Here is a 16,430-nt window from a genome sequence, read left to right on the forward strand (position 1 = left end):
AGGGGCCGCGGTCCTTAGGGGCTACGGGGGCGCCTCGCCTGCGGACGACGGACGCAGCCACGAATCCTGATCTGTGCCATTCGCGCCACAGCGCGAAAGGCACAGATCAGAAGCGATAACGGAGGCTGGCCCGCACGCTGCGAGGCTGGAACACGTGGTAATGGACGTCCTCGACGCCCTCGGTAGGTTCGCCGGCCAGCCGTGAGGCGTGATAGTAGTCGACATCGTGATCGTTGCTGTCGAGCACATTGAGCACGTCAACATACAGTCCGAGACGCTTGAGATCGCGCCCCACTCGGACATTGACCAAGCCCGAGCCGGTGGACTTGACGCTCTCGTCCTCGATCAGCGGATAGGGGCTGAAATAGCGGACCTGGGCGCTGGCCAGCCAGCCCGTTCCCGACTTTGCCGAGACCCCGGCGCTGACGACCAGGGGAATGAATGCGGGAATCTTGTCCCCGACCGGGTCGCTATCGCGAAACCTGGCGCCCGAATATGAAACTTCAAGATTGGCGTTCACCGCCTTGGCGGGGAAATAGTAGAGATCGAGCTCGACACCGCCGCGACGGCTGGGCCGGCTGACCTCGGTATTGCCAGCGTCCCCGACAAAGAGCAGCTCGGAATCCAGCTGCAGGGTCCAGACCGCCGCGGTGGCTTGCAGGCGGTCGCCCAGATAGACCCGCGCACCGACCTCGCCGCCAACCGAGCGAACCAGCGGCGTGACGGGCTGGGCCGGATCGCCGCTGACGGGATCGACGGTGATGGTGACGCCCCGCGCGTCGTTGGAATGGAAGCCTTGGCCATAGCTGGCATAAAGCTCCAGCGGCGCGACCGGCTTGTAGACCAGGCTGGCCTTGATTGACGCCTTGCCGTCTTCAGCTTGGCCGGAATTGGCCGCAAGGGGCTCGGACCCGACGTCGAAGTTATAGTGGTCGTAGCGCAGTCCGACATAGCTGCGTAGCTTGTCGTTGAACCGGTGATCGTTGGCTACAAACAGGCCGACGCTGCCTTCCTTGACGCGGTCGTCGCGAACCAGATTGAGACGCTGGCGCGCGCGGGCGTGAAAAAGGCCCACTTGGCGGATGTCGTCGTAGCGCCCATCGACCCCGGCCCGCCAGCGATCGGCGCCAAGCTCCCACTGCTGCGAAACCTCGAACCCGTAGATGCGGCGATCGTCGACCTGTTCAAACTGACTGCCGCCGCGGCCGGCCCCACACCGGGCGGCGCCGGTTCACTGGCGGCCACCCAGGTTGGGGCCGCAGCGAGAACCGCCGTCATCAGCGCGAGGCGCATTAGCATCAGAGGTCCCACCGCGTTCGCATGAACTCCTGGACCTACGTTCACAACGGCGCTGGGACGCGTCGGCGCGGCTTTATTCGTGAGCCGTCCTGTCATAGGCTTTGGTGGAGGGAGTGCCCATGGACCAGCGCAAGGCCTTGAAATCTGCGGGCTTGGCTCTGCTCCTCGTGCTCGTCACGCTTCCGCCGGCCGCCGGCACGAGCGAGGGCGAGGCCAGCGTCTTGGCGCGAAAGGTCCTCGACTCCACGACGATCGAATGGTCTCAACCCTTCAGCGCTAGGGGAAGCGCCTACCGCGCGCCCAAGGTGATGTTCAACCGCCTTCCTCGCCTCCACCCCGCGCGCGGGGCCGGCTATTCGCCGGGCGAGCTCGTGACCCTGGATCTCGGCGAACTGGAGGAAACTCGCGCGATCTTCCCAAGAGATGGCAACGCCTTGGCAGCCCTGATGATTGCCCATGAAGTTGCCCACCACGTCCAGTTCCTGGAGATGCGCGAGGGTCGCTAGATCCGTCCTGCAGATCCGGCCTACGAACTCCAGGCCGATTGCGCTGCAGGCTGGTGGCTGGGTCGCGCCAATGCACGGCAAGGCGCCGCCCAGGGAGCGCAACTATTCGCGACGCCCAATCTCGACCTACAGCTTCCTCGACTTTTCCAGACGCTCTACACGCTCAAGCATCGCCGGCTGTCGACACCATCGCTTGCGGCCGCGCGACGCCATGGTTCCGACGCCGACCGGATCGTCGCCTTCAAGCGGGGCTTGGCCGCGGTCAACGCGTCCACGTGTTGACCGAGCGCCAAGACTTGAGGCGATCACTCATATAGCCGCCGCGAGGCGATGATCGCCGGCGGCTCAGACCGCGCCCGGGCGCCGCAAGATCGATCAGTTGCGACTTTGGCCCGCATCGGCGGCAGATCAAAGCGGAGGCGATCGCGCTACGCTCGGCCCACCTCTGGAACAGCCGCTCAACTATCGAGACGAGCAATCGCTCAGCGCAAGACGCAAGAAAAAGCGCCTTGATGGAATGGCTTCTGAACCCCCTCGAAGCCGTGACTTCCCTCGTCAACGAGCAGGTGACTAGCACTCAGGTCGCAACGTCAGGCGAGCGCATCCTTGGCGGTGGCTGTCGTCAGAGCATGGGCGTCACGTGTCGGACGGCGGCGCAGGAAGTAGACGCCGGCCAGGCCCGTGCAGACCGCGCCGACAACGCTGGTGGCATAGGCGCTGGCGATGAAGAAGCCGAGCCAGTCCAACCGTACCATGGCGAAGTTGCGCCAGACCAGCAGGGCGACGCTGCCGAGATAACCCGAGGCGTCGGCCACGTAGATCAGGAAGCCCGCCGTGCCGATTTGGCCGCTGAAGGCGATCATCCGGTCGAACAGCATGGCGTTGAACGGCGTGTAGGCCATGTAGAGGCCCGCGCCCGTCAGGATCATCCAGACCAGGGGCGACAGCAGGTGAGCCTGGAAGGCCAGGGTCGAGACGCCCAGCAGAACAAAGCCCGCGAGGATGACGCCGTGCATCACCAGCAAGGCTCTCAGATTGTCGCGCACCAGGATCACGGCGGCCATGACGCCCAGGGTGATGACCGCGACCGGCAACTCGCTGGCCGTAAACACGTCCGAGGCCTGGCCAAAGCCCATCGCGGCCCAGATCTCGGCGGCGAAATTGTCGCGGAAGTCGCGGAACGCGGTCAGCAGCACATAGGCCAGGACCAGCAGCACCAGGCCCGGCGCATAGGTGGCGAAGAACGCCCGGCGCTGCGCCCCGTCCATCGGCTGGCGGCGGACCCGGGCGGCCTCGTCGGCGGCGTTGGGCGGCGGCAGTTGGGTCAGGGCCCACACCGACACGGCCAGTAACGGCATGAACAGCAGGCCGGTGGCGGCCGGCATCCAGAAGGGGCTGACATGCTCCACGACCAAGAGCCATTTGCCGACCGACTTCACCACACCCGAGGACAGAATGAAGCTGGCGCATAGGATCGCGCCCAGCACTTCCGAGACCCGCCGACCTTCCATGTAGCCGAACACCAGGCCCCAGATCAGGCCCAGCGGCAGGCCGTTGAGGAACAGGGCCGCAACGTTCCACGGGGCGGGCAGGATCGCGAACAGCACCAGGGCCAGCCAGGAAAAGGCGATCAGGCCCAGGATCGCCACGCCGCGCCGGGCTGGGCCGATCTCGGAGATCAGCTTGACGCCGATCATCTTCGATATGGCGTAGCCGGCGACCTGGGCCAGGACGAGGGCAATCTTGTAGTCGAGGACGAAGGCCCAGCCATCGACCGCGCCGAAGGTCGCCGCCGCGAACGGCTTTCGAAAAGCGTACATCGAGAAATAGGCGCAGAAGCCAGCCAAGCCGGCGAACAGGGTGAACGCCAGCGGGTTGGCTCGCTCCAGCCAGCGTCGAGGACCTGAAATCATGAAACGTCCCTTGATCGAGCTTTTTGGTCTATACCAAATCAGCGACAGCCAGATGACGCAGTCGCGGGCGCGAAACCACCCTTTTCACAGCCTACCGCACGCGGATATCGACGCTGACCTTCAAGGCGTCGTGACGCCAGTGTTCGCGGTCGAACTCGACCACGCGACCTTGGGCGTCGTAGCAGGTTCGGATCACGCTGAGGCCCGGCAAACCCGACTTGACCCGCAGGGCCTCGGCCTCGTCGCGGGTCAGGGCGCAGGGCTGCATGTCGACCTTGTTGCGCGCCACGCCTATGCCATAGACCGATTTCAGGACGCTGGTCAGCGAGCCGTCTAAATCGTGTTCCACCAGGCCCGGCGCCAGGGACGCATCGACGATGATGCTCTCGATCAGCACAGCCCGGCCGTCGATCGAGCGCCGCCGGCGAATCCAGTACATCGGCGCACCCACGGGGCGTGAAAAGATCTGCGCCAGCATGTCGTCGCAAGCGATCTCAACCTTGCTCAGCGTCTCCGTCTCCGGCCGCCGCCCCTGCGCCTCGACATAGGACATGAAGCCTTCCCAGCGGGTCGGGTCGTAGACGACCGGTGGCGGCGAGACATACCAGCCGCTGCGGTCCTTGCGGTAGATGACCCCCTCAGCCTCCAGTTGGAACAACGCCTCGCGGATGGTGCCGCGCGCCACACCGCCGCCGATCTGCATCTGGCGCTCGGACGGCAGGCGCTCACCCGGCTTGAACTCGCTACCGGCGATGCGCGCGGCGATGTCGTCACGCACGCCGATATACTGGAGATCGGGCTGTTGCATGGGACGACCTGGCCAGCGGTCGAATCCCGCCACGGCCGATGATGGGAGGGCGCCCCTCCGGGGTCAAGGAACTGGATCAGACCACTGACGAGCCCGCTTGGCGCAAGGTCAAGCTTTCACGAAAGTTTCGTCCCCGTCTCGATCTGTCTGGTCTATACCAAATCGAATTAGGAGAAGAGCCATGACGACCGACCGCCGCTCTTTCCTGCGTTCTGCGGTGAGCGCCGCCGCCGCAGGAGCCGCTGGCCTGCTGCCGGCCACGGTCGCCAGGGCCATGGCCATCCCCGCGCGCCACCGCACCGGCACGATCATGGACGTCGAGCACGTGGTGATCTTCATGCAGGAGAACCGGGCGTTCGATCACTATTTCGGGGCGCTGAACGGCGTGCGCGGCCTGGGCGATCCGCGCCCGCAACGGCTGCCCGGCGGCGCCTCGGTCTGGCGCCAACCTAGCCGCGAACATCCGGACGGCTTCGTCGCTCCATTCCATGGCGACGCCTCGATCACCGACGCCTACACGGTCGACGGCGCGGATCAGGGCCACCAGGCGGCGGTCACCATCGTCAACGGCGGCCGCTACGACCAGTGGGGTCACTCGGGCGAGTTGCACAAGCGGATGGTCTATTACAAGGCCTCGGACCTGCCGTTTTACCACGCTCTGGCCAGCGCCTTTACGATCTGCGACGCCTATCACTGCTCGACCCTGACCCAGACCTATCCCAACCGCCTGCACCTGTGGACGGGCTGCAACGGCGGTGGCAAGGTCGGCGGCGATCCGCAGATGAGCAACTACGGCGAGGACGAGACGCCCAGCGCCGACATGGCCACAGACAAGGTCATGGCCCGGGGACCGCACGACTGGACGACCTATGCAGAGCGCCTGCAAGCGGCCGGGGTCAGTTGGAAGGTCTATCAAGAGTACGACAATTTCGGCGACAACATCCTGTCGGTGTTCAAGCCGTTCCGCCCCTGCGCCAAAAACTCGCCGCTCTATGAGCGCGGCCGCTCGTGGGTGAGCGAGGGCAAGACCGGCGCCGATCGCACGCGTTCGGACGGCGAGCAACTGGTCGAGGCGTTTCGCGCCGACGTCGCTGCAGACCGCCTTCCGCAAGTGTCGTGGATCGTCACCGCGGCCGACCTGTCCGAACACCCGCAGGCCGAGCCCTCGAAGGGCGAACATGTCTGCGCCGAGTTGATCAAGGCGCTGGTGGACCATCCGGAGGTGTTCGCCAAGACCGTGTTCATCGTCAATTATGACGAGGCCGGCGGGTTCTACGATCACATGCAGCCGCCCATGCCGCCGCTGACGCCCGAGCAGGGCTGGAGCAGCGTGTCGGTGGCCGGCGAGAGCAAAACCTATAACCCGCAGGACAAGGGCGTCAACAAGGGCGCCCATCCGCTGGGCCTGGGCGTCCGCGTGCCGGCGATCGTGGTCTCGCCGTGGAGCCGGGGCGGTTTCGTCTGCTCCGAAGTCTTCGACCACACCTCGACGCTGCAGTTCCTGGAGAAGCGCTTCGGGGTTCGCGAGGACAACATCAGCGACTGGCGCCGAACGGTGTGCGGCGACCTGACCTCGGCCTTCGACTTCGCCACGCCGAACCAGGATTGGACGGCCCTGACCCTACCGCAGACCGCTGACTACATGGCGCGCGTGGCCCGGTCCAAGACCGCCCCCACCCTGAAGATCCCCGACACGCAAACGGCCTCGACCCAGGAGGGGCCACAGCGCGGCGCGCGTCCCCTGCCCTATGCGCTGTCGGCCGACGCCCGGGTTCGCGACGGCGGCGTCTGGATCGACCTCGTCAATAAGGGACGCACGGGCGCGGTCTTCCAAGTGTTCGACAACACCGATCGGGATGGTCCCTGGCGCTTTACCCTGGCGGCCGGCGAAACCTATGCGGCTGGACATTGGAACAGCACGAGCCGCCCGCCGGGGCCCTACGACCTGACCGTCCATGGCCCTCACGGCTTCTATCGGCGGTTCGCTGGCGACGCCTCGCGATCGCAGCCGAGCGTATCGGTCGCCGCCGACGCTCGTTCCCGCCTGGTCTTGCGCCTCGCCGGCGGCGGAGGCGGCTCGGCCAGTGTCACGGCGCTCATGAACGAGGCCTATCCGCTTGCCGAAGGTGAAGCTAGTCAGAGCTTGGTTCTGCCCCCCAAAGGCGTGGTCCGCTCGGTCTGGGACCTGCGCGGCAGCGACCACTGGTACGACCTGACCCTGACCCTGGCGGACGATCCGGCGTTCATCCAGCGCCTGGCCGGCCATTTCGAGACGGGACGCGCCAGCCGAACCGATCCGGGCATCGGCCGCATGCGCCTGTGAGCCACGCGCCCAAGCCCTGAGCCAGTCCAACACCTAGTACGGATATTCGATGACCTCTCCTATCGCGGCCGATGCTTTCGTGTCCGAACTTGCCGACCTCTTCACCCAACTCGGCGGCCTCCGTTATGGCGAAGACGTCAGCCAGTTGGAACATGCGCTGCAGACAGCCCATCACGCCAAGGCCGACGACGCGCCGCTGGCCCTGGTCGCCGCCGCCCTGCTGCATGACGTCGGCCACATGATGCAAAAGGCCGGCGAGGACGCCGCCGACCGCGGCGTCGATACCCGCCATGAACACATCAGCGCCGGCTATCTGGCGCGGGCGTTCGGCCCCGAAGTGACCGAGCCGATCCGCCTGCACGTGGCGGCTAAGCGCTATCGGGTGGCCGTCGACCCCGCCTATCATGAGCGCCTCAGCACGGCCTCCTTGCAGAGCCTGGCCCTGCAAGGCGGCCCGATGAGCGAAGGCGAGCTTGAGGCGTTCCTGGCCGATCCTGCGGCGCAGACCGCCCTGCGGCTGCGCGGCTACGACGAAGCCGGCAAGGCGCCCGAGGCCGAGGTGGCCGGCTTCGAGACCTATCACGACCTTCTTCGCGATCTGATCGAGCGGGCGAACAAGGTGGGCTAGCGCGGCGCCTCGCCCCGCTCGATCCGCGCTTCGATCTCCGCCAACACAGGCCTAAGATCGGCGACACTCTCGATCACATAGTGCGCGCCGGCGTCGCGCAGGGCGTCGGCCGACGTCGCGATCCGCGCGGTGCGCTCGGAGGCGGGCAGGATCGCCAACGCGCCCTGCTCCAGGCCAACCCCATTGCCCGAGGCCGACAGGCCGACCGTCCAGGCGCCGACCTCCAGCCCCTCGCCGATGCCGACGACCGCGTCATCGACCTTGACGCAGGCTCGCCCCGGCCAGGCGCCGAGTTCGACCAGGGCCTTCCACATCATCAACGGCGAGGGCCGACCCTGCGCCGTTTCGCCCGCGCAAACCACCACGTCGGGCGCGTAACCCTGCTCGGCGGCCAGCAGCAGGATGTCGGCCATCATCGGGCGCGTGTAGCCGGTAGTCGAGCCGATCTTCGCACCCCGCGCGCGCAGATCGGCCGCGATCTCGGCCGCGCCGGGGATCAGCCTGGCGCAGTCGCGAGCCGCCGCGCGCATCTTCGGCTCCACCGCGTCATGCAGACGCGTGACGTCGTCCTCGGCGGACGCCGCGCCGTGGCGTTCTGTCCAGAGCGCCGCGATGCGCGGCATGGCGAGCAGCGCCCTCACATGGTCGCGCTTGGCCCGGCCCATGTCGGTCCGCGCCTCGACCTCGGAAATCTCGACCCCCGCCTGGCCGAATACCTCACGCAAGGCCACGACCGGCGCGCGACACCCAAAGTCGATCATCGTGCCGGCCCAGTCAAAGACGACGGCCTGGATGGGACTGCGTATCATGCCATGACTCCTTGGGGACGTGCGTATAGGTCGGCGATAACCTCCTCGCCCAGCCCGAAGGCGGTCGAAGCGCCCGTGCCGCTGGTCACGGTCACCAGGCGCACGCAAGGCAGCGGCGCTTCGACCAGACTGTGGCCGGCGGCCGAGGCATAGGTGCCGGTCCAGCGCTCCAGGACCGGCGGCGACGCCTGGCCGAACACCTGGGCGAACTCGTCCAGGATCAGGGCGTCGACATCGTCGCGGGCGAAGGGGTCGGGCGTGGCGGCATAGTGGTGGCTGTCGCCGACCACCAGCGAGCCGTCGGCGCTCTGCACCACGATCAGGTGGACGCCGTGCTGCAGGTGCGCGCCTTGCTCGGCTTCCAGTCGCGCACGCAGGGCGTCCGCCTGCGGCAGGGCGGCGTAGCCTAGATAGCGGACGAGGCCGAGGTCGGACATCACCGGCGCGGGCAGGCGCCAGCCGGGATCGGCCAGGCGCAACATCTGTAGCTTGCACCGCGTCACCTCGGCGCGGGAGAAGCGCTCGGGAAACAGGGTGACCAGGTCATCGCCCGGGCAAACAACGATGGCGTCGGCATGGACCACGCCGACCGAGGTTTCCAGACGCCCGGTCTCGACGCCGCGCACGGCGGCGCCGCGCAGGAAAGTCACGGCGTGTGCGGCCTCCAGCCAGGCCGCCAGGCGGGGGATGGCGGTGCGGGACTCGACGCGCAGATCGACCTGGCTGGTCAAGGCGCCCAGCACCTTGCCCTGCCCCGGCAGGCGGTCGCCGAGGTCGGCGGCCTCGCGCCAGCCGCAGCCCTCGGCCATCTCGGTTTCGAGGAAGGCCTCCAGCACGGCCATGGCCTCGGGACGGCGGGCGACCATGGTAAGCCCCCTTTGCAGCACGTCGATTTCGGCGGGGCCGGCGATCTCGCTCCAGACCTCGGCCGACCGACGGGCGCGTCTCCAGACCTCGCCCCGCGCCTGGCCCGTGACCGTCACGAAGCCGAAGTTGCGCACCGAGGCGCCGTTGGCCTGGGCGTCGCGATCGATGACCACGACCCGCTTGCCAAGCCGCACGGCGGCCAGGGCGTGCGCCAGCCCCACCACGCCGGCGCCGACCACCGCGAGATCGAAATGCTGTTCCAAGTTCGTCACCCTTCGTCCGCGACCAGGTGCTGCAGCACGCGCTTTTCTAGCACCAGCAGCGCGCTGGCCTTGTTGGAGCGCATGACCAGCCCGGCGGCGAGCGGCTTGGCGGCCTGATGCAAGGCGCCCGCCAGGCGCAGGAACTCCGCTCGTCCTCGGCCGCCGGCGCCATGCAGCGCGCAGAGCTGGCGCCAGTCGAGCACGAAGCTCTCCAGCAGCAGGCTCAGCCGCGCGGCGCGGGCCTTGGCCTCGACGGTGTCGGTGGCGACCGTCAGCTCCGCGCGCAGGTCGTCGATCAACAGCTGTACCTCGGCGGAGGGCATCACCGGCGAGCGATGGTCGCCCTCGGTGAGCAGGTTTGAACTGTTCGCGGGGTCCCAGGTCACCGTCCGCCATTGCGCGCGCGGCGGCGCCTGGCCGCAGGCGAATTGCCAAAAGGCCGCCGTGCCGGTGGTGTCCGCAACGAGATGGATTCGCTCGACGCTGGCCCTGTTCTCGACATGGTGCGGACGCCAGTTGTCGAAGATCCACGCTTCGCCGGCAGCCATGTGTACGTCTTGCCCGTCGCAGTGAAAGCGCACAAGCGGCGAGGTGATGATGGGGATGTGCACCCGCACCCGCGTATGCCAGTGGTAGTTGATATCGGCATGCTCGGGCACGCCCGAACCCGGCGCGAGGCGCATCAACCGCGAGCGGCTCCAGACCACGCCAAAGCCCGCGAGGACCTGGCGCAGATAGGGCATGCCCGCCAGCCAGGGCGTCGACAACATCTGTCCGTACACGGAATCGGTCTCCCCGCCGCCGGCGCTGATCAGCAGCGCCGCGCTGTTGCCGGGCAGGCGGTCGGGGTGCGGGGCCCACGCCTGGTCCGGCAAGGCCGCGACCTCGGCCTGCAGGCGCGCCACGTCAAAGAGCACCGGGAGCTGAAAGAAGGGTTGGGACAGCCGCATGCGTCAGTCCCTGTAGCGGGTCAAGGCGTCGCCCAGCGCGTCTCGCAGCGGGGAGAGCCAGGGGGCATAATGCCGCCATTGGTCCAGCCCCTCCCGGCCGATGGGCTGGCGCACCTGCTCGGAACTGGGCGTGCGCACGCTGCGCCGAGTCTTGTGGAACGCCAGGCAGGCCGGCTCGAACGGCAGCCCGCAATGGTCGAGCATACGCCGCACGCCGCCTTCAAGATCCTCGACCAGGTCCTCGTATCGCACCCTCAGCACGCGCCCGGGCAGCACGTCGTCCCAATGCCGCATGAGGTCGAGATAGGCGCGGTAGTGGCGGGCGATGTCCTCGACGCCATAGCTGAACTCTTGATTGGTGGTCCCGAACAGCTGCTTGAGGTTGCTGAAGCCGCAGGCCATCGGTTCACGCCGCACATCGATGATCGTGGCGCGTGGAAACATCAGATGGATCAGGCCGATGTGCCAGAAATTGTTCGGCATCTTGTCGATGAAGAACGGCCGGCCCAGCCCGCGATAGGTGCGGGTCTCGGCCAGGAAGCGCTCTCCGAACAAGCGGACATCCCCGGCGGTCAGGCTTAGCAACGCCTCGGGGCGTAGCGGCAGGCGGCAATCAGGATCGCGACCGCAAAGTTCGCCGACATAGCGGTCGATCTCTGTCAGTTCGTGCGTACCCTCCACACAGGAATGGGAGGCCAGGATCTGTTCGATCAGGGTCGAGCCAGAACGGGGCAGACCCAGGATGAAGATGGGCGTGGCATCGTCCACGCCCCAGCCAGCGCGCGCGGCGAAGACATCGGCTGTGAACACCTGCTTCAAGCGGAGGGCGCAGGCTTCCGCGACGTCGGGGCGATAGCGGCCGGCGGTGCGCCGCATCGCATTGCCGCGCTCGTAGTATCGCCAAGCGGCAGCGTGGTCTCCCCGGTCCTCCAGCGCCTTGGCCAGTGCGAAACACAGATAGATGCGGTCCATGTTCTGGACGGCAGGCTGGGATTCCGCATCGACCATGCGCGCGATGTCGTCGTCGATGAAGCGATAGGTCTTCAGGTTGGCGAGGCTGAACCAGGCCACGCCGTTGTCCGGCCGCGCCGCCAGGGAGGCGCGATAGTCCGCGATGGCCTCCTCCCGCCGACCCGTGATCTTCAGGGCGTTGGCTCGCCACAGGCGCAGGTCGGCGACTTCCGCTCCCGATTGAACCGGCCCGGCCAGCAGCGTCCCATAGAGATCGATCACCGGCTCGTGGTCGCCCAGGCCCACACACGCCGCGCCGTACTGCTTGAGGTAGTCGCGGTTATCCGGGTCGTGCCCGAGCAGGATTTCGGCCTCCTGCCGCGCCCGCAGGTGCTTCTGCCGCTGCAAGAGCACCATGGCGTAGTCGAGACGCGCGGCGTTGTAGTCGGGCGCGCGCTCGAGCGCCGCTTCCAGCATCGCCTCGGCCTCGTCGAGATCACCACGTTCTTGGCGTATCCGTGCGAGCAGGCGCAGAGCGCCGACGTTGAGATGATCGTCGGACAAGTAACGGCGGATAACTTCCTCGGCCAGTTCGAGATCGCCATCGGCGAACAGGCTGTTGGCGGCGACCACTGCGGAAGGCAGCTGGCGCAGCGCGGCCAGATGCCCCGCCGCCGTAGCCGTCTGGGCGGCGTCGCCGTGCATGCGATAGAGTTGCTCCAGCATGTCCCAGCTGGCCGGCAGCGTCGGGTTGACGCGCACGGCCTCTCGCAACGCCTCGATGGCCGCCGGCGCATTCCCAAGGACGACGTGGCAGTGGCCGCGCTCCTGATACAGGCGGCTAAAGCGAGGGTGCAGCGCCTGCAGGCGTGCGAGCGCGGCCAGCGCTTGCGGGACGCATTGCCGAACGCGCAGGTCCCTGGCCTCCCGCAGCAAGGCGTCGCGGTCACTGGAACTCATCGCGCCGCACCGGCCAGCAGGAACGGCTCCAGCCAGCTCGGTTCCGGCTGGTCGGCGTCATAATACTCGAAGATCAAATGGACGCGGTCGGTCTCGCCGTCGTTGCGCACCCAATGCGGGCCAAGGTTGTTGACCTCCACCGCCTCGCCCGCCGGAAAATGGTGTTCGCCGCCGCCGAAGAACGACACCACCCCAGGGTTGGTCGATAGCGGCACGTGGATCTTGTGCGGCCACTTCGCCGCCGGATTGGCGTCGATGTGCGGGTGGATCACCCCGCCCGGGGGCATGCTGGCCAGCATCACTCGCGGGAACACCCCGCGCGCATAGCCGTAGTCGCGGACGGCCCGCGCCAGCACGGGCTCCAGCAGGCCGCGCCACTCTGGCCAGGCTGCTCGATCGTGGGACCCGCGCCAGTCGCGGGGGCTGTCGATGAAGCGCAAGACGATATGGCGCGTCACGTCCAGCACCTGGAACCTGTTAGGCTTCCCAGCGTCCTCAGCGTCCCAGACCGCCTCGGGGATCTCCAGCACGGCCGCCCGCAGCGCGGTGATGTCGACCGGGCCAAGCTTGCGGACGCCCGTCGTCTTGCGCGGGTTGGCGGCGGGCGCGAGCGGAATGGCGTTCATCGCAGGCCTTCGAACGAGTAGCCGAACAGATCCAGGTCCTGAGCATAGCGCGCGGCGACGCCGTCGATCAGGGTCTGGTCATAATAGGGCCGATAGTCGCCGCGCTGGCTGCCGTTGACGCGGTCGAGGGGCCGGTTGGCGATGCCGAGGCGCGCGCAGATCGCGTCATACGCCCCCTGCATGTTCTCGACGCGACCGACCATGTCGGTCAGCAAGGTCTCGCCGTCCTCGCCCACCAGCAGCGAAGCCTGTGGCTGGAACAGGACATGGCCCTCCGGAGCTTCTTCGAAAAGAAAGTGGCGCATCATGTCGTGCGGTCGACGCTGGAAGTCATCGCCGCCCCGCAGCATGAAGGCGCAGTACGAGACGAAACGATCGAACGGGTTGCGCACGAAGGCGAACTTGAAATAGCCGCTGAAGACCTCCTCGCCGAGATACGGGCGCACCTGCCGCAGCGACAGGTGACCATGCCGGATCGCCGCCAGGTCCTCCCAAGGGAACCGCTTGTCGACGAACAGCCCCACCTGCTCGACGTCCTCGTCGCCCAGTTGCTCGCGCAAGGCTTGCCGCACGGAGTGGGTGCCGGTCTTGGGTACGGCGGCAAAGATGAAACGGTGGCGGTGAGAAATGATCATGTTTCTGGACACACGGAAAAACGCCCCCTCCCTGGAGAGGGGGCGCTGGGTCTAGGTCGTCTTAGAACTTGTAGCTGAGCCCCATCATGTAGGTCCGACCGCTCTGGTTCTGGTTATAGAGATAGCGGTTCTGGCCCCAGAACTGGGTGTCCTTCTCATTGGTCAGATTGACGGCGTCCAACGACACCTGGAGCTTGTCGGTGAGATTGAAGAAGGCCGAGGCGTCCACATAGGTAGACCCCTCGAAGCCTCGCGTGTCGGCGCTCATGACATCGCTGTTATAGCCGGTGTACCAGCGGGTGCGGTGGCTCAATGAACCGCGGGCGCCCCAACGATCGGTTTCATAATAGAGGGTAATATTGTAGTTGGACTTGGAAATACCGGTGAGATCCGTGTTGGAATTCACATAGGTATAGTTCGCCACACCGCCTAGTTTATCGAAGGGCTCAGGCAGGAACGAGAACTGACCTTGCGCCACGAATTCGACGCCGGTCAGCTTCACTTTGTCCGAACTGTTGGTTGGAACGTCGAAATCGGTGACGATGGTGCTGCCCGTTGCACCCGGGATCGTGCTGTAGGGTACCCCCGTCTCGCTAAAGGGGACGTTGTGCAGGGTATTGGACGTGATGAAGTTCGTGATGTCCTTGCGGAACACACCCGCTGAAAGCAGGCCTGACTTGCCGAAATAGTATTCCACCGACAGGTCCAGCGTGGTGTCTTTGAAGGGCTTGAGGTCGGGATTGCCGCGCGACGCGGTGATCTCGCCGTTATCCTCATCCTGGAACGCGCTGCCCTTGGCCGCCATCGAGCCCAGGCTCGGACGGTTCAGATTCTGGGTGGCCGAGAAGCGCACCAGCACTTCGGGCGTCAGGTCCAGCACCGTGTTCAGGGCCGGCAGAACGCCTTCATAGCTGCCTTTCACGTCCGTCGTGCCGAGATAGGCGTAGCTGTCGCCCTGGATCCAGCCGGTGCTGTGGGTGTCGGTGCTGTAGCCGCGCAGGCCGATATTGCCGCGGAAGCGCTTGCCGAACAGTTCGCTGTCCCAGTCGGCCTGCACGTATTCGGAGATGGTTTCCTCGCTGGTTTCGTAGACATTCTCGATGTCCTGCAACGCGCCGCCTGTCCCATCGGTATTGGGTCCGAAGCGGTGGTATTCCTTGTACTTGGCGAAGGCCTTGGCGTAGTCGCCCACCAGCCACGACCCGGCGTTGTTGGTGAACACCGAGCTGATATCGGCCACGGACGTGCCGCGCGTCTTGGACCGCGTTCCGTTGACGTTGTCGTCATAGAAGAGGTCCCGGCCGCCCTGGGTGAACTTGTGGTAGGCGATCCCCGCGCGCACCGTCAGCGCGTCGGTCAGTTCATAGCGTGCGTTCAGCACGCCCTCGCGCAATTCCGAGTGGTTATTGAAACCGCGATAATAGAACGAATCCATCGCGTAATTGGCTGGGTTGGTCGGATCCCAGCCCGGATAGCTGAACGACGCCGATTGGCCGTCGGCGCCATAGTTGGCGATCAGGTTGCCCTTGGCCCGCATGTAGAGTTTGTCGTCATAGGGGGTCTTGTAGGTGGACTTCTCGTAGCCGACATGGCCGTCGATCGACAGGCGATCGGACGCATCCCACTTGCCGGTCAAGGCCAGCTGGTTGAAGCGGTTCTCGTTCAGCGACCGGCGGTGCTCGCTGCCGAAGGTCGTGCCGGTGACGTCGGTCTTGGTTACGTAGTTGTCCTTGTCCCAGGCCAGATCGTTGATCACCGACCCCTTCTGGAAGATGGCCGGCCAGACGCCGCCGGCCGGGGTGTCGAAGGCGACCGAGCCGTCGGACTTCAGCGGGCGCGTGGCCAAGTGCATCTCGTCGCGGTGGGTGGTGAACTCGCCGTGCAGCACGTCGAGCGTCAGCAGCAGGTTGTCGATCGGCTTCCACTGCACCGCGCCCGTCAGGCCGAGACGTTCGGCCTTCGAGTCCCAGGAGGAGATGCGGTTGCCGTCGGCGAAATACAGATCCCCCGACAGGAACTTGGTCTTCTGGGCGGCGCTCAGATGCGAGATGTCCAGACCCTTGGCGACCAAGCCTTTCAGGGTGTCGGCGTCGGGCTGGTCGTAGTTATAGGTGTTGTGGCCCTGCTCCGTCGTCTCGCGCTTGGAGTAGGCGACCGAGACCGCCACGCCGAACTTGTTGTCCCAGTTACGGCTGAACAGCGCGGCGACGCGGGGTTGCGTATCCTTGGTATATTCGTTGGTGCCCAGCTTCAGCGACACTGCGGCCTTGGAGCCCGGCGCGTAGTCGAACGGCTTGCCGGTGAACAGGGCCACCGTGCCGGCCATGCCGCCCTCGTTCTGGGCGGCCTCGAAGGTCTTTTCGACCTCCACCTTCGAGAACAGTTCCGAGGCGAAGATGTTGAAGTCGAAGGCCCGGTCGCGCGAGCGCTGGCCACGGCTGTCCTGGGCGGAGTCGACATTGCCCAGCACTTCCATGCCGTTAAGCTGCACGCGGCTGAAATCGGGGCCGAGGCCGCGCAGTGAAATGCGCCGGCCCTCGCCCGCCTCACGGGTGATCTGCACGCCCGGCAGGCGCTGCAACGACTCGGCCAGGTTCAGGTCGGGGAACTTCGCCATGTCCTCGGCGACGATCGCGTCCTTCTGGATGACCGAGTCCCGCTTGATGGCCCGCGCATCGCTCAGCGACTTGCGAAAGCCCGTGACGACCACCTCATCGACCAGATCACTGGCGGCCAACGCGCCGGAGGCCTGCTGCGCGAGCGCCACCGACGAACTGGCGCTGACGACCAGCGCCGAAACGGTGGCCAGCCAAAAGTTCTTGCGGTTCGGGCACATGGCCCGAACAGGATATTGCTTCGACATGAGTGTTCCCCGCCCCAACTGGTATGGAC

13 protein-coding genes are annotated in these 16,430 nt (G+C 66.3%); 3 read left to right on the forward strand and 10 right to left on the reverse strand.

What is annotated here, in order from left to right; genetic code table 11:
* Positions 1 to 106 precede the first annotated feature (106 nt).
* Positions 107 to 1,075 (reverse strand): TonB-dependent receptor domain-containing protein, encoded by a 969-nt coding sequence (locus ACP7AG_RS05130; RefSeq protein WP_426030024.1) that lies wholly within the window; start codon positions 1,073 to 1,075, stop codon positions 107 to 109.
* A 343-nt stretch (positions 1,076 to 1,418) separates the two neighbouring features.
* Here ACP7AG_RS05130 and ACP7AG_RS05135 point away from each other — a divergent pair, with 343 nt between their 5' ends.
* A complete protein-coding gene (locus ACP7AG_RS05135) occupies positions 1,419 to 1,805 on the forward strand; it encodes a neutral zinc metallopeptidase (RefSeq protein ID WP_426030026.1) in 387 nt (128 codons plus the stop codon).
* 590 nt (positions 1,806 to 2,395) lie between these two features.
* Here ACP7AG_RS05135 and ACP7AG_RS05140 read toward each other — a convergent pair.
* Both ACP7AG_RS05140 and ACP7AG_RS05145 read right to left on the reverse strand, forming a co-directional pair.
* Positions 2,396 to 3,718 carry a DUF5690 family protein gene (locus tag ACP7AG_RS05140; protein WP_426030028.1) on the reverse strand — a complete coding sequence of 441 codons (1,323 nt, stop codon included), beginning with the start codon at positions 3,716 to 3,718 and terminating at the stop codon, positions 2,396 to 2,398.
* A gap of 91 nt (positions 3,719 to 3,809) precedes the next feature.
* Positions 3,810 to 4,526, reverse strand: coding sequence for a UTRA domain-containing protein (locus ACP7AG_RS05145; RefSeq protein ID WP_426030029.1), 717 nt, complete (start codon positions 4,524 to 4,526; stop codon positions 3,810 to 3,812).
* 181 nt (positions 4,527 to 4,707) lie between these two features.
* Here ACP7AG_RS05145 and ACP7AG_RS05150 point away from each other — a divergent pair, with 181 nt between their 5' ends.
* Complete coding sequence (locus tag ACP7AG_RS05150; protein WP_426030030.1) at positions 4,708 to 6,849, forward strand: phosphocholine-specific phospholipase C; 2,142 nt, start codon at positions 4,708 to 4,710, stop codon at positions 6,847 to 6,849.
* 49 nt (positions 6,850 to 6,898) lie between these two features.
* Complete coding sequence (locus ACP7AG_RS05155; RefSeq protein ID WP_426030032.1) at positions 6,899 to 7,477, forward strand: HD domain-containing protein; 579 nt, start codon at positions 6,899 to 6,901, stop codon at positions 7,475 to 7,477.
* On the opposite strand, the gene phnX is transcribed toward ACP7AG_RS05155, so the two are convergent.
* The 7 genes from phnX to ACP7AG_RS05190 form a co-directional block, all read right to left on the reverse strand.
* Positions 7,474 to 8,286, reverse strand: a complete 813-nt coding sequence (phnX, locus tag ACP7AG_RS05160; RefSeq protein WP_426030033.1) for a phosphonoacetaldehyde hydrolase — start codon at positions 8,284 to 8,286, stop codon at positions 7,474 to 7,476. The two genes, ACP7AG_RS05155 and phnX, sit on opposite strands and share 4 nt — an antisense overlap.
* On the reverse strand, positions 8,283 to 9,416 hold the full coding sequence (locus ACP7AG_RS05165; RefSeq protein ID WP_426011701.1) for a TIGR03364 family FAD-dependent oxidoreductase: 1,134 nt from the start codon (positions 9,414 to 9,416) through the stop codon (positions 8,283 to 8,285). Before ACP7AG_RS05165 ends, phnX begins: the two co-directional genes overlap by 4 nt.
* 5 nt (positions 9,417 to 9,421) lie before the next feature.
* A complete protein-coding gene (locus ACP7AG_RS05170) occupies positions 9,422 to 10,366 on the reverse strand; it encodes an aspartyl/asparaginyl beta-hydroxylase domain-containing protein (protein WP_426011702.1) in 945 nt (314 codons plus the stop codon).
* A 3-nt stretch (positions 10,367 to 10,369) separates the two neighbouring features.
* Positions 10,370 to 12,277: a sulfotransferase gene (locus ACP7AG_RS05175; protein WP_426030034.1), complete on the reverse strand. Its 1,908-nt coding sequence runs from the start codon at positions 12,275 to 12,277 to the stop codon at positions 10,370 to 10,372.
* A complete protein-coding gene (locus ACP7AG_RS05180; RefSeq protein WP_426011704.1) occupies positions 12,274 to 12,903 on the reverse strand; it encodes an aspartyl/asparaginyl beta-hydroxylase domain-containing protein in 630 nt (209 codons plus the stop codon). Before ACP7AG_RS05180 ends, ACP7AG_RS05175 begins: the two co-directional genes overlap by 4 nt.
* Positions 12,900 to 13,538 carry a sulfotransferase family 2 domain-containing protein gene (locus tag ACP7AG_RS05185; protein WP_426030035.1) on the reverse strand — a complete coding sequence of 213 codons (639 nt, stop codon included), beginning with the start codon at positions 13,536 to 13,538 and terminating at the stop codon, positions 12,900 to 12,902. Before ACP7AG_RS05185 ends, ACP7AG_RS05180 begins: the two co-directional genes overlap by 4 nt.
* Before the next feature lie 61 nt (positions 13,539 to 13,599).
* Positions 13,600 to 16,401 (reverse strand): TonB-dependent receptor, encoded by a 2,802-nt coding sequence (locus ACP7AG_RS05190; protein ID WP_426030037.1) that lies wholly within the window; start codon positions 16,399 to 16,401, stop codon positions 13,600 to 13,602.
* Between the last annotated feature and the right edge of the window lie 29 nt (positions 16,402 to 16,430).

Source organism: Caulobacter sp. DWP3-1-3b2 (genome assembly GCF_049896325.1).
Taxonomy (GTDB): domain Bacteria; phylum Pseudomonadota; class Alphaproteobacteria; order Caulobacterales; family Caulobacteraceae; genus Caulobacter.